The sequence below is a fragment of the uncultured Bacteroides sp. genome, assembly GCF_910578895.1.
Classification (GTDB): domain Bacteria; phylum Bacteroidota; class Bacteroidia; order Bacteroidales; family Bacteroidaceae; genus Bacteroides.
The window spans coordinates 1-13,283 of record NZ_CAJTSC010000071.1 but is presented as its reverse complement, the minus strand read 5'-3'; the positions used below and the strand labels follow the sequence as shown (position 1 = coordinate 13,283).

The following is a 13,283-nucleotide window of genomic DNA, read 5'->3' as shown; positions in this document are numbered from 1 at the left end:
TCATACACCAAAGATAGGGGTTTTAACTAATTCCCCCAAGTTTTCAAACTGAACCAAAATAACGAGCATATTGAACCTAAAAGAGTGAACCAATTCTTTCTTCTAAAGTATTCATATCCAACAAGTAACGGAGATAAAAAGAAAGAGACGAACCGTGGAAAACACGATTCGTCCCTTAGAGTACTCGAAGCGGGACTTGAACCCGCACAGCCGCAATGGCCAAAGGATTTTAAGTCCTTCGTGTCTACCATTCCACCATTCGAGCATCCTTAGAAAGGAGAGCGGAAAACGAGACTCGAACTCGCGACCCTAACCTTGGCAAGGTTATGCTCTACCAACTGAGCTATTTCCGCGTTTGCGGTTGCAAAGGTAGATATTTTCCTTAAACCTGCAAACATTCTACGCACTTTTTTACACATAAAATTAAATATTTTATCTGAAATAAAAGCAGTCGTTTGATTATCAGCTCATTCGATTGCGATAATCTTCGTAAGAAAATTCCTTGAACAGTTCAGTTTTCCCCTCTTTTGTCCACATGGCAATGGCGGGATGATGAATTCCGTTAAACATATTCGTCTTCACCATAGTATAATGTATCATATCTTCAAAGACAATTCTTTCACCAATCTGCAGTTCGTGGTCGAAACTCCATAAGCCCATATAGTCGCCACTCAAGCAGGAATTGCCTCCCAAACGGTAGATATGCGGACCGCCGTCACCCATTTCCGCTCCCCGGACGACAGGCTGATAGGGCATCTCCAGGCAATCGGGCATGTGGCAGGTGAAGCTGACATTCAGAATGGCGGTACGGATGCCACGGTTCTCCACAATATCCACCACTTCGGAAACCAGCACCCCTGTCTGCCAGGTAAACGCGGAACCGGGCTCCAAGATAATGCGCAAGTGGGGATAGCGCGCTCTCAGTCCGCGAAGCAGCCCGACCAGATGCTCCACGTCATAGTCTTTGCGAGTCATCAAATGCCCTCCGCCCAAATTCAACCATTTTATTTGCGGAAACCAACGGGAGAATTTCGCTTCCAAATGTTCCAACGTACGCTCCAATTCGTACGAGGACGATTCGCAATGGCAGTGACAGTGAAACCCGTCAATGCCTTGCGGCAACACATCGGGAAGCTGTTCCGCCATTACCCCGAAACGAGTGCCGGGAGCACAGGGGTTATACAGTTCCGTCTCCACTTCCGAATACTCCGGATTGACACGTATGCCACAGGATATGCCCTGCCCGTCCGCCTGGACAGTGGGATGAAAACGCCGGAACTGGCTCAGCGAATTGAAAGTGATATGGCTGCTGCACCGCATGATTTCGGGAAAATCGGCTTCCGTATATGCCGGAGAATAAGTATGCGCCATGCTACCGAATTCTTCCAGCGCCAAGCGTGCCTCGTACACGGAACTTGCCGTAGAATGCGTTATATACTCACGGAATATGGGGAACGAGCGCCACATGGCAAAGGACTTGAAAGCAAGGATAATCTCTACGCCTGCCCGGTCGGCAACGCTCTTTATCAATGTGAGGTTCTTCCTCAACAGTTCTTCTTCCATGATATAACAGGGAGAAGGAAAACGGTCGAAATCTTTGTCTAACATTTTTACAACTGTATGTTTTTTTCTTATCTATATCTATCCTTTCGAGAACACTGTCTACAACAGATTTTCGGGCTATTAATGAATTCCACAGAATTTACACTAAAATCTTCCCGGAATTACAGTAAATTTCCAACCGAATTTCAGTAAGACGGGAACAGGTTTTATTAAGGGGATTTTTCATGTAAATATATTTAACCTACCACCTTAAAACGGGCAAAACGTAACAGAAGCTGCTTATCGCCCGCATTCTTAAAGCGAATGGTGGCTTTTGCATTATCGCCCTCCCCTTCTACCTTCATCACTTCGCCCAAGCCGAAGCGGTCGTGCTCAATCAGTTGTCCCGGATGTACGGAGTTTCCACCCGTATTCATCATCGTGCCGGGTGCGGCGGACGATGCCGTCGTGGAAGACGTCACCCGCTTTAAATTGCGGGGAACGGTCGGAGCGATAATCTCCTGCCGGGGACGAGGGCGTTCTTCCCGTTTCCCATAAACACCGGAAGAGAAATCCTCCCTGTTCTCCCTACGGAAAGAGGCGGCACTTTCGTCTATCCTGCGGCTCAATCCCATATCTTGCGGCAACCGAAGAAAACGCACGTCTATATCCTTCAAAAAGCGGCTGGGGCTTCCGAACTCCATTTTCCCATAACGGTAGCGGCTTTTGGCGTATGTAAGGAAACAATGGTTTTCCGCGCGGGTTATCGCTACATAGAACAGGCGGCGCTCCTCTTCCAGCGCCCGAGGAGAATCGCCCACCATGCCGCTGGGAAAGAGGTTTTCTTCCATGCCCACTACAAAGACATTCTTAAATTCCAGTCCTTTGGCAGAATGAACGGTCATCAGGGTTATCTTTTCATCGTTTCCATCCTTATCCGAATCCTGGTCTGTGAGCAGGGAAACTTCCGAAAGAAAATCACCCAGCGTAATGTTGACATTGCCCTCTTCCAGCCGTTGCGCGCAAAAGTCGCTCATACCGTTGGCAAGCTCCTCGATATTCTCTTTCCGGCTGAGGTTTTCGGGAGAATTGTCCTGGCAAACATCATTGATGATGCCGGATTGGCGGATTATCTCCGTACCAAGTTCATAGGCGTTCTTTTCGGAAGCGTTCTCAATGAAACCGGCTATCAGGTCGCGAAAACCTTGCAACTTGCCTGCTGTACCTTTATTTATATTCACCCCATAGGTCAGCGGTTCGCAAAGTACGGTCCACAGGCTTACGTTATTGTCCGTGGCGGCAGCGGTGATTTTGTTTACGGTTGTATCTCCTATTCCACGCGCCGGATAGTTGATGATACGTTTAAAGGCTTCTTCATCATTCGGATTGACCGTCAGGCGGAAATATGCGATTACGTCTTTTATTTCCTTGCGCTGATAGAAAGAAAGTCCGCCGTAAATGCGATACGGCATGCTGCGTTTGCGCATGGCTTCCTCAAAAACGCGGCTTTGCGCATTGGTGCGGTAGAGTATGGCGAAGTCGGAATAAGCATAATTCTCCCGCCGGCGCAACTCGGTTATCTTGTTGATTACAATATCGCCTTCCTCCACATCGCTATATGCTTGATATACTCCGATAGCCTCTCCCTTCTCTTTTTCCGAAAAGACTTCCTTGCGGATTTGCCGGCTGTTCTTCTCTATCAGGCTGTTGGCAGCGGAAACGATTGTCTGGGTGGAACGGTAGTTCTGTTCCAACTTGAAGACTTTCGTACCCGGATATACTTTTGTAAAATACAGAATGTTGTCGATATCCGCTCCACGGAAAGAGTAGATGCTCTGCGCATCGTCGCCCACCACACAGACATGCTGATGCTCCTTTGCCAACTGGAGCACAATACTGTGCTGGGCAAAGTTGGTATCCTGGTACTCGTCTACCAGAATGTAACGGAACTGCGACTGATAGCGGGCAAGCACATCGGGATGGTCACGGAAAAGCAGGAAAGTATAGAACAGCAAATCATCGAAATCCATTGCATCCGCCTGCCGGCAACGTTCCCAGTAACGGCGGTAAATATCGCGTATGGCAGGCATCTTGGCAGCACAATCACCTTCATACGCCTCCTTGTTGTTAGCATACCCCGCAGGCGACACAAGATGGTTCTTGGCATTGGAGATACGTGCCTGTACCGTGCCCGGTTTATACACCTTCTCATCCAGTCCCATCTCCTTGATGATGGAACGCAACAGGCTCTTGCTATCCGCCGTATCATAAATGGTGAATTTGGAGGTAAATCCTATCTGCCCGGCTTCTGCATGCAGGATACGCAGGAATATGGAATGAAACGTCCCCATCCAAAGGTGACGGGCACGTTCGATGCCCACTTGCCGGGCAATGCGTTCTTTCATTTCACGTGCCGCCTTGTTGGTAAAGGTAAGTGCAAGGATGTTCCACGGCTGGTAATCGTTCTCCAACAGATAGGCTATCTTATAGGTCAGCACACGCGTTTTTCCAGACCCCGCACCGGCTATCACCAGCGACGGACCATCGTTGTAGAGTACCGCAGCACGCTGTCCTTCATTCAATTCTTGTATGTAATCGGACATATTCCTAATAATCTAACGGATAAAGTTCGGGCACAAAGATAGAAAAAGGTTCGGACACCTGCGAACAATTCCTCCGGTTATCGTGTTAGTATAATAAAGTTTCAAAACTAAATAATTGAACTTATGAATACGTTATTAATGTCTTTAACGATAATGATTATGACACATGAAATGCCCAAACTTCCTTACGCAAAGAACGCGTTGGAACCTGTAATCAGTCAGCAAACAATAGAGTACCATTACGGTAAACACCTGCAGACGTATGTGGACAATCTGAACAACCTTGTTCCGGGCACGGAATACGAGAATAAGGATTTGGCCACAATCGTAGCCACCGCACCCGATGGTGCCATATTCAATAATGCCGGACAAGTGCTGAACCACACACTATACTTCCTGCAATTCTCGCCGAAGCCGTCTCAGAGCGAGCCAACCGGAAAGCTGGCGGAAGCCATCAAACGTGATTTCGGCAGCTTCGAGAACTTCAAAAAGGAGTTTAATGCGGCATCGGTCGGGCTGTTCGGCTCGGGCTGGGCATGGTTGTCGGTAGACAAGAACGGTAAACTGCATATCACCAAAGAGGCAAACGGAAGTAATCCCGTACGCTCGGGACTGACTCCACTACTGGGCTTCGATGTCTGGGAACATGCGTACTACCTGGATTATCAGAATAAACGCGCCGACCACGTCAACGCCATCTGGAGCATAGTAGACTGGGACGCAGTAGGAAAACGAATGAAATAGCAGACCTTTTTCCGATTATTTCATCAAGGTGTCGGCTTCACTATGTTCAGGATAACAAAGCATAAGACTTGAGCAAACACCTTATTTTCCTCTTTTTACAAACAAAATCAGGCCGTAATCCCTCAAAATGAGAGTTACGGCCTAATTCACCCTATCCAGTTCGCCTTGCGGCGTCCTTTTCTTTTTTTATTCTTCAATAGCTGCCTGTGCCGCCGCCAAACGTGCGATAGGCACACGGAACGGAGAACAGCTGACGTAGTTCAAACCTACCTTGTGGCAGAACTTGACAGAAGAAGGTTCACCGCCATGCTCGCCGCAAATACCGCACTTCAGTTCCGGACGGATGGCACGCCCCTTGTCGGTAGCCATGCGCACCAACTGGCCTACACCATTCTGGTCGAGCACTTGGAACGGGTCTACCTTCAAAATCTTCTTTTCCAGATAAATCGGCAAGAAAGAAGCGATGTCGTCACGTGAATAACCGAAGGTCATCTGCGTCAAGTCATTGGTACCGAATGAGAAGAACTCGGCAGAAGAAGCGATGCGGTCGGCAGTAAGAGCGGCACGCGGGATTTCAATCATCGTACCTACCTTGAACTCGATGCTGTCGCCCACTTCGGCAAACAAGCTTGCCGCCTCGGCACGGATAACTTCTTCCTGTTGCTTGAACTCGTACAAGATACCCGTCAGCGGAACCATGATTTCGGGATGCGTCTCAACGCCTTCTTTCTTCAGTTCCAATGCCGCTCCAAGGATAGCACGTGTCTGCATCTGAGTGATTTCGGGATAAGTATTGCCCAAACGGCAACCGCGATGACCCAACATCGGGTTATGCTCACAAAGGGCTTCTACACGCTGCTGGATATACTGCAAACTTACACCCATCGTATCTGCCATTTCCTGCTGCCCTTTCAAATCGTGGGGAACGAACTCGTGCAAGGGCGGGTCGAGCAAGCGGACAGTTACCGGACAACCTTCCATAGCCTTGAAGATACCCTTGAAGTCTGCCTGCTGGTAAGGCAAAATCTTAGCCAATGCCTTGCGGCGTCCTTCTGCATTTTCCGCCAAAATCATTTCACGCATAGCCTTGATTTTTTCACCTTCGAAGAACATGTGTTCCGTACGGCAAAGACCGATACCTACTGCTCCGAAATTGCGCGCTACCTGTGCATCGTGCGGAGTATCGGCATTGGTGCGTACCTGCAATCTTGTATATTTATCAGCCAGCTGCATCAATTCGGCAAAGTCGCCGGACAACTCGGCAGCTTTCGTTTCCACCTCTCCTTTGTAAACCTCACCCGTACTACCGTTCAAGGAGATAAAGTCGCCTTCTTTCAGTACAACACCATCCACCTCTACCGTGCGGGCTTTGTAGTCGATGTTCAACGCTCCGGCACCGGATACGCAGCATTTACCCATACCACGTGCCACAACGGCAGCATGCGAAGTCATACCGCCACGTGCGGTGAGGATACCCTCGGCAACAGCCATACCTGCCAGGTCTTCCGGAGAGGTCTCGATACGTACCATCACCACGCGCTTGCCGGCTGCATGCCATTCGGCGGCATCATCGGCAAAGAACACAATCTGACCGCAAGCAGCACCCGGAGAAGCCGGAAGACCGCGGGTCAGGACCTTAGCCTGCTTCAAAGCCGCTTTGTCGAACACGGGGTGAAGCAATTCGTCCAGTTTATTGGGCTCGCAACGCTGCAAAGCCGTCTTTTCGTCAATCATACCCTGGTGAAGCAAATCCATGGCGATTTTCACCATAGCGGCTCCGGTACGCTTGCCGTTACGTGTCTGGAGGAACCAGAGTTTACCTTCCTGTACGGTGAACTCCATGTCCTGCATATCTTTATAGTGGTTTTCCAGTTTGGTCTGCAAAGCATCCAGCTCCTTATAGATTTCGGGCATAGCCTCTTCCATAGAGGGATATTTGGCAGCGCGTTCTTCTTCGCTCACGCCGGCAAGTTCCGCCCAGCGTCTGGAACCGATAACGGTAATCTGCTGCGGAGTACGGATACCTGCAACCACGTCTTCGCCCTGTGCGTTGATCAGATACTCGCCGTTGAAAAGGTCTTCGCCCGTAGCGGCATCACGGCTGAAGCAAACTCCGGTAGCGGAAGTATCGCCCATATTACCGAATACCATTGCCTGAACGCTTACGGCAGTACCCCATTCGTCGGGAATTCCTTCCATTTTACGATAAAGGATGGCACGCTCGTTCATCCACGAGTTGAATACGGCGCAGATAGCTCCCCACAACTGTTCGTAGGCACAAGTCGGGAAATCTTTTCCGGTCTGCTCCTTAACGGCTGCCTTAAATCTCTTTACAAGCTCTTTGAGGTCTTCTACTTCCAGTTCGTTATCCAGTTTCACGCCTTTAGCATGTTTCACATCCTCTATAATGGCTTCAAACGGATCGACGTCTTCTTTGTTTACCGGTTTCATGCCCAACACCACGTCACCGTACATCTGCACGAAGCGGCGGTAAGAGTCCCATGCAAAGCGGGCATTACCGGTCTTGCGAATCAAGCCTTCTACAACCTCATCGTTCAGACCGAGGTTAAGAATCGTGTCCATCATACCCGGCATGGAAGCGCGTGCACCCGAACGGACGGAAACCAACAGCGGGTTCTCCACATCGCCGAATTTGGAACGCATCAGTGTTTCCACGTGTGCAATGGCATTTTCCACTTCCTGTTTCAACAAGGCAACAACCTTGTCCTGCCCCATTTCATAATATTCTGTACAAACTTCTGTCGTAATTGTAAAGCCCGGAGGAACCGGAACTCCGATAAGGTTCATTTCTGCCAAATTGGCTCCTTTACCCCCCAAAAGGTTTCTCATGCCGGCTTTTCCTTCCGCCTGGCCGTTACCGAAGGTATAAACTCTTTTTTTATCCATAATACCAATTTAAAGTTTTTTGATTGTAGTTTCTTTCATTTTTCTGCTCGCAAATCTAAGTATATTTCGCAGACTATAAAACTTTTTGAGAAAAAACTTTAAGGCAAAATGCAATTTCGACATTGCAAAATTTAATATCTCAATTCATAGGGAGAATTTACGGAAAAATACTTATTTTTGCCACAGAATTTATTATATTTGGTGTAAAAGTGGCAAGAAAGAGAAAAGAACTTCCCCTGCTGGAAAAGGTGGAAATTACGGATGTGGCTGCCGAAGGAAAAGCCATTGCAAAGGTCAATGATTTGGTAATTTTCGTACCATACGTCGTCCCGGGCGACATAGTAGACCTGCAAATCAAGAGAAAGAAACATCATTATGCCGAAGCGGAAGCGGTGAAGTTCCACCAATACTCGCCTGTAAGAGCTGTCCCGTTTTGCCAGCATTACGGTGTGTGCGGCGGTTGCAAGTGGCAGGTACTGCCCTATTCGGAGCAGATAAAATACAAGCAAAAACAAGTGACGGACAACCTTACCCGCATCGGGAAAGTAGAACTTCCTGAAATATCGCCGATACTCGGCTCCGCAAAAACGGAGCTCTACCGGAACAAACTCGAATTCACCTTCTCCAACAAACGCTGGCTGACGGCGGAAGAGGTACGGCAGAACGTGGTGTACGAACAAATGAATGCGGTAGGTTTCCACATCCCCAACGCATTCGACAAGGTATTGGCAATAGAGAAATGCTGGTTGCAGGACGATGTCTCCAACCGCATCCGCAACGCCGTACGCGACTATGCCTACGAGCACAACTATTCGTTCATCAACCTACGCACGCACGAAGGAATGCTACGCAATATGATTGTACGCACCTCCACCACCGGCGAACTGATGGTTATCCTCATCTGCAAGATTGAGAAAGACGAAGAGATGGCGCTATTCAAACAATTGCTGCAACATGTAGCGGATACCTTCCCTGAGATTACGTCCTTGCTATACATTATTAATAATAAATGCAACGACACTATCACAGACCTTGACGTACATACGTTCAAAGGTAAAGACCACATTTTCGAGGAGATGGAAGGGTTGCGTTTCAAGGTAGGTCCAAAATCGTTCTACCAAACAAATTCCGAACAGGCGTACACCTTATATAAGGTAGCCCGCGACTTTGCCGGACTTACCGGCAATGAACTGGTCTACGACCTCTATACCGGTACAGGAACCATTGCCAACTTCGTATCCAAGCAGGCGCGCCGGGTGATTGGAATTGAATACGTGCCCGAAGCCATCGAAGACGCCAAGGTGAATGCAGAAATCAACGGCATTAAAAACACGTTGTTCTTTGCCGGCGATATGAAAGATATGCTGACGCAAGACTTCATCAACGAGTATGGACGCCCGGATGTAATCATTACCGACCCGCCCCGTGCAGGCATGCATCAGGATGTGGTGGATGTTATCCTGTTTGCAGAACCGAAACGCATCGTGTATGTAAGTTGCAATCCTGCCACGCAGGCAAGGGACTTGCAGTTGCTCGATGCGAAATACAAGGTGAAGGCAGTCCAGCCGGTAGACATGTTCCCGCATACACATCATGTGGAGAATGTGGTACTGCTCGAATTAAAAGTTGAGGTTTAGAAATCTAACGTGGAACTTTGGAAATCTAACGTGGAACTTTGGAAACCTAACGTAGAACTTTAGAAAATTAATGTAGAACTTTGTGTGTATCAGTAGGAATGAAAAGAGTGATTGCCGACAATTCCTACCATACCAACCATAAATTATCATCTTCGTGGCAAAAGAAAAAAACATAGCAAGAGCCCGTACGCAATATACGGACTATATGGTAAAGGAACCGATGGAACTGATGGAATTCCTTGCCGCCAGAATGCCCGACGCCAGCCGCACCAAGCTGAAGGCATTGTTGAGCAAACGGGTTGTATACGTGGACAGTGTTATCACCACCCAATACAATTTCCCTTTGAAACCGGGTATGAAAGTCCAAATCAGCCGTGAGAAAGGACGCAAAGAGTTCAGTAACAAACTGCTGAAAATCGTATATGAGGATGCCTACATCATCGTTGTCGAAAAGATGCAGGGTTTGCTGTCCGTCAATACGGAACGGCAGAAAGAACGCACTGCCTACACCATACTGAACGAATATGTCCGACGGTCGGGCAGGCAGCACCGTGTATACATCGTTCATCGCCTGGATCGCGACACCTCGGGATTGCTGATGTTTGCCAAAGATGAAAAGACGCAGAACACGCTACGCGACAACTGGCAGAACATCGTGACCGACCGCCGCTACGTAGCCGTCGTTGCGGGCGAAATGGAAAACAATGCCGGCATGGTAAGGTCGTGGCTTACCGACCGCAAACTTTATGTATACTCCAGCCCTACGGATGATGGCGGCAAAGAGGCCATTACGCACTACCGCACCATCAAACGCGCCAATGGTTTCTCTCTCGTAGAACTGATACTGGAGACGGGACGCAAAAATCAAATCCGTGTGCACATGCAAGATTTGGGACATCCCATCGTAGGCGATGGACGCTATGGGCTGGAAGAGGTAAACCCTATCGGACGGCTGGCGTTGCATGCCTTCAAACTTTGCTTTTATCATCCCGTGACCGGAGAACTGATGCAGTTTGAAACGCCCTATCCGGGAGAGTTCAAGAAATTATTTCTGAAGAAACAATAAAAGCATGAAGAGAGTGTGCCGAAACCATGAAAAGCTTGTATAATCACACTTTTCATGGTTTCGGCACACTCTCTTCGTCTCCGTACGTTCAATAATGCCTTTTCAACATAACAGGTCCATCCCTATACCCGTCCACATATAAGACACCGGACAGCCTATCCCCGGCAATATATACATCATAGATTTCCAATAAAGGATAATCATAACCATAATCCAACCTTAAAATTCTGCCGTGAACATCCCAACGGAAAGGCAAGCTGAATGCAACTTCTCCATAGGGGTCATTATAATAGACTTGTTCATCCCTGCCATATCCATTACCTTCGAACTCAAGCCCGCTCTCCAATGCCGAATCATATTTATCGGCGAAACCCAAATCTCCTACCCAAATGCCATCTATCAAAGTGTCATAGATGTAATAATCCTCGCCATCATCCGGCTCACACGAAACCAGTCCTACAACGAGAGTACACAGAAACAGTAAATTCAAATATTTTCTCATCTTTCTTGTTTTTCAATTTTGATTAACCATATAGTTCAGCACCCACGATTTTTACCAAGAACAAAATCCTCATACATATCAAATCCAATTAACAGATTGACGAGGGATAATGTTTTCCGGAATATTGTAATCCAAACTCAAAATTCCCGAAATTGGATATCCGATATTCTCACTTTCCAAAAGCAAACATATACAAAAATAACGAAACGCCAAAAAGCCTGTTTAAATTTTATTCAGCATTACGGCTTTTGCATTTAGGGGAGTTAGAGGAATTATCCCTTCACATCGCTTCGTCAGGAGTCGTTAAAGGGTTAGAGCCGATACTCTTGTGTATGACATTGTTACAAAAGTATCGGCTTTAACGACTAAGCCGACTTGGCAGTTGATAACTGCTTTTAACCACTCTAACTCCTGTAAATGAAAAAGCCGTGTGTTCAGCATTATTTTGAGCGTTCCTTGCGAGGATGTTTTTCAGTTTTTATGAGGAGCATAGCAGGCTATGTTCCTTATAAAAACAAAAAAACAGGCCGGAAAGAAACTTGGGAAGAAGCTGAAGAAAAACTTTTTGAAGAAAATTTAAACAGGCTCTAATATTCAGACTGGAACTTCTTATAGAAGACGGCAAATAAGATAAAACCCATCAATGCAAAAGGCACACCCGCCAAAGCCGGATAACGATATCCGCCACCAAGCGCCAGACCACCGACGTATGCCCCGACGGCATTGCCCAAATTGAATGCTATTTGCACACAGGCGCCGCCCAACATCTCTCCACCGGGAGCCACGCGGATAATCAGTACCTGTTCGGGAGTGGAGACTGCAAACAGACCTGCCGTACAAAGCGCCATCAATACAGCAGAGCACCACGGATTGGGCGAAAGGAAAAATATCATCAACAGTACAACGCAAATCATGCCCTGCACCACTGTGCCAACCCTGCCTGGCGTGTATCTGTCGGACAACCGTCCACTCACCAGATTGCCCACCACCATGCCGAAACCTGCCCAAACCATCAATGCCGTAATGCTCTCCACGCTAAAACCCGAAACATCCGTCAGCAGCGGTGTGATGTAGCTATACCAACAAAATACGCCGCCATTGCCCAAAGCCGTCGCACCCAATATCAACCAGGGAGCAGGCTTCTTCAGAAAACGGAATTGTCCTTTGAAGCCGGTATCTTTCAAACCTTCTACCGCAGGAACCCACCGCCATATATAATAGAGGACTATCACTCCCCAGCAGCCTACCAATAAGAATGTAACCCGCCAGGAAAGCATGTGGCTCAAGGAAGTGCCCAACGGAACGCCAAACAAATTGGCAACCGTCATACCCGCTATCATAATGGATACCGCCTCGGAACTTTTCCCCTCGTCCGCCAATTTGCCTGCCACAATGGAAGCCACTCCGAAATATGCCCCATGTGGCAAGCCCGAAATAAAGCGCGCTGCCAACAGCGACCAGTAGCCGGAAGCCATCGCAGCACTCAAATTACCCGCCAGCATCAAAGCCATCAGTACCAGCAGAATATGTTTTAATGGACGTTTACGTGTCAAAATCAACATAGGAGCACCGGCGCATACTCCCAGCGCGTAGGCGGAAATAAAATGTCCCGCAACCGGAATGCTGATATTCAAATCAGCGGCAACATAGGGCAAGATGCCCATCATCGTAAACTCGGCAATGCCCAATCCTAACGTTCCGAACGCTAAAGCAATAAGACTCTTCTTCATTTGAAAAAACAGAACCTGTGAAACAAACTTTTTACCGTTGCAAAAGTAATGCATTGTTGTTTCTCAGAGTATTTATTTTATAAAAAAGTAACCTATTTAAGAAACACATATCATATTGCTGTACTTCTTGTATCTCATGATTTGGCTTTAATACGCCGTTATGCGGATAAAGTAGTATTGTTAGATAAAACAGTTGCAGAGCAGGGAGATGCAGAAGATGTTTTTCAAACAAAAGCATTTCAACAGACATTTGGATATTTTGCAGGGGAGGAGAAAATATGGAATTAATATATGATTTATTAGAAAAAATCCCCTTTTCATTTTTGCAGTATGATTTTATGAAAAATGCTTTATTAGCAATACTATTTTTAGCACCTTTGTTTGCATTACTTGGTACTATGGCAGTAAACAACAATATGGCTTTTTTTTCTGATGCATTGGGACATAGTGCTTTAACAGGAATCGGTATCGGAACAGTATTAGGATTAAGAGAACCATTACTTTGTATGATTGCATTTGGTATATTTTTAAGTATTGCCATTACAAAAGTGA

At 47.3% G+C, this 13,283-nt stretch carries 11 protein-coding genes and 2 tRNA genes; 6 read left to right on the top strand and 7 right to left on the bottom strand.

Annotated features, from left to right (window positions below; all coding sequences use genetic code 11):
- Positions 1-181: 181 nt before the first annotated feature.
- The 4 genes from QZ327_RS13090 to QZ327_RS13075 all read right to left on the bottom strand — a co-directional run bounded on the left by QZ327_RS13090 (position 182) and on the right by QZ327_RS13075 (position 4,145).
- Positions 182-265 (bottom strand) — tRNA-Leu (locus tag QZ327_RS13090).
- A gap of 15 nt (positions 266-280) precedes the next feature.
- A tRNA-Gly gene (locus tag QZ327_RS13085) sits at positions 281-353 on the bottom strand.
- A 109-nt stretch (positions 354-462) separates the two neighbouring features.
- Positions 463-1,608 (bottom strand): carboxynorspermidine decarboxylase, encoded by a 1,146-nt coding sequence (gene nspC / locus QZ327_RS13080; RefSeq protein WP_294619989.1) that lies wholly within the window; start codon positions 1,606-1,608, stop codon positions 463-465.
- Between the two features lie 191 nt (positions 1,609-1,799).
- A complete protein-coding gene (locus QZ327_RS13075; protein WP_294619987.1) occupies positions 1,800-4,145 on the bottom strand; it encodes an ATP-dependent helicase in 2,346 nt (781 codons plus the stop codon).
- Between the two features lie 123 nt (positions 4,146-4,268).
- On the opposite strand from QZ327_RS13075, the gene QZ327_RS13070 reads away from it, so the two are divergent.
- Positions 4,269-4,889, top strand: a complete 621-nt coding sequence (locus QZ327_RS13070) for a superoxide dismutase (RefSeq protein ID WP_294619985.1) — start codon at positions 4,269-4,271, stop codon at positions 4,887-4,889.
- A 186-nt stretch (positions 4,890-5,075) separates the two neighbouring features.
- Here QZ327_RS13070 and ppdK read toward each other — a convergent pair whose 3' ends face one another.
- Positions 5,076-7,796: a pyruvate, phosphate dikinase gene (gene ppdK, locus QZ327_RS13065; RefSeq protein ID WP_294619983.1), complete on the bottom strand. Its 2,721-nt coding sequence runs from the start codon at positions 7,794-7,796 to the stop codon at positions 5,076-5,078.
- A gap of 209 nt (positions 7,797-8,005) precedes the next feature.
- Here ppdK and rlmD point away from each other — a divergent pair, with 209 nt between their 5' ends.
- Both rlmD and QZ327_RS13055 read left to right on the top strand, forming a co-directional pair.
- Positions 8,006-9,433, top strand: a complete 1,428-nt coding sequence (gene rlmD, locus QZ327_RS13060) for a 23S rRNA (uracil(1939)-C(5))-methyltransferase RlmD (protein WP_294619981.1) — start codon at positions 8,006-8,008, stop codon at positions 9,431-9,433.
- Between the two features lie 154 nt (positions 9,434-9,587).
- Complete coding sequence (locus QZ327_RS13055; protein WP_294619979.1) at positions 9,588-10,499, top strand: RluA family pseudouridine synthase; 912 nt, start codon at positions 9,588-9,590, stop codon at positions 10,497-10,499.
- Between the two features lie 88 nt (positions 10,500-10,587).
- On the opposite strand, the gene QZ327_RS13050 is transcribed toward QZ327_RS13055, so the two are convergent.
- Entirely contained in the window at positions 10,588-11,001 is a 414-nt protein-coding gene (locus tag QZ327_RS13050) for a hypothetical protein (protein WP_294619978.1), read from the bottom strand.
- Positions 11,002-11,418: 417 nt separating this feature from the next.
- Between QZ327_RS13050 and QZ327_RS13045 the strand changes: the two genes are divergently transcribed.
- Positions 11,419-11,592, top strand: a complete 174-nt coding sequence (locus QZ327_RS13045; RefSeq protein ID WP_294619976.1) for a hypothetical protein — start codon at positions 11,419-11,421, stop codon at positions 11,590-11,592.
- On the opposite strand, the gene araJ is transcribed toward QZ327_RS13045, so the two are convergent.
- Entirely contained in the window at positions 11,589-12,731 is a 1,143-nt protein-coding gene (gene araJ, locus QZ327_RS13040; protein ID WP_294619974.1) for an MFS transporter AraJ, read from the bottom strand. The genes QZ327_RS13045 and araJ overlap by 4 nt on opposite strands.
- Positions 12,732-12,779: 48 nt before the next feature.
- Between araJ and QZ327_RS13035 the strand changes: the two genes are divergently transcribed.
- Together QZ327_RS13035 and QZ327_RS13030 are read left to right on the top strand one after the other, a co-directional pair.
- Positions 12,780-13,019: a hypothetical protein gene (locus QZ327_RS13035; RefSeq protein ID WP_294619972.1), complete on the top strand. Its 240-nt coding sequence runs from the start codon at positions 12,780-12,782 to the stop codon at positions 13,017-13,019.
- A partial coding sequence (locus QZ327_RS13030; protein WP_294619970.1) for a metal ABC transporter permease occupies positions 13,010-13,283 on the top strand: 274 nt, incomplete at its 3' end. The genes QZ327_RS13035 and QZ327_RS13030, both read left to right, overlap by 10 nt.

Bases quoted from the DNA above. Each gene is read 5' to 3' on its own strand.
- QZ327_RS13035 (WP_294619972.1), top strand. From the start codon at position 12,780: ATGCATTGTTGTTTCTCAGAGTATTTATTTTATAAAAAAGTAACCTAT.
- QZ327_RS13050 (WP_294619978.1), bottom strand. From the start codon at position 11,001: ATGAGAAAATATTTGAATTTACTGTTTCTGTGTACTCTCGTTGTAGGA.
- QZ327_RS13070 (WP_294619985.1), top strand. From the start codon at position 4,269: ATGAATACGTTATTAATGTCTTTAACGATAATGATTATGACACATGAA.
- nspC (WP_294619989.1), bottom strand. From the start codon at position 1,608: ATGTTAGACAAAGATTTCGACCGTTTTCCTTCTCCCTGTTATATCATG.
- araJ (WP_294619974.1), bottom strand. From the start codon at position 12,731: ATGAAGAAGAGTCTTATTGCTTTAGCGTTCGGAACGTTAGGATTGGGC.
- QZ327_RS13045 (WP_294619976.1), top strand. From the start codon at position 11,419: ATGAAAAAGCCGTGTGTTCAGCATTATTTTGAGCGTTCCTTGCGAGGA.
- ppdK (WP_294619983.1), bottom strand. From the start codon at position 7,796: ATGGATAAAAAAAGAGTTTATACCTTCGGTAACGGCCAGGCGGAAGGA.
- QZ327_RS13075 (WP_294619987.1), bottom strand. From the start codon at position 4,145: ATGTCCGATTACATACAAGAATTGAATGAAGGACAGCGTGCTGCGGTA.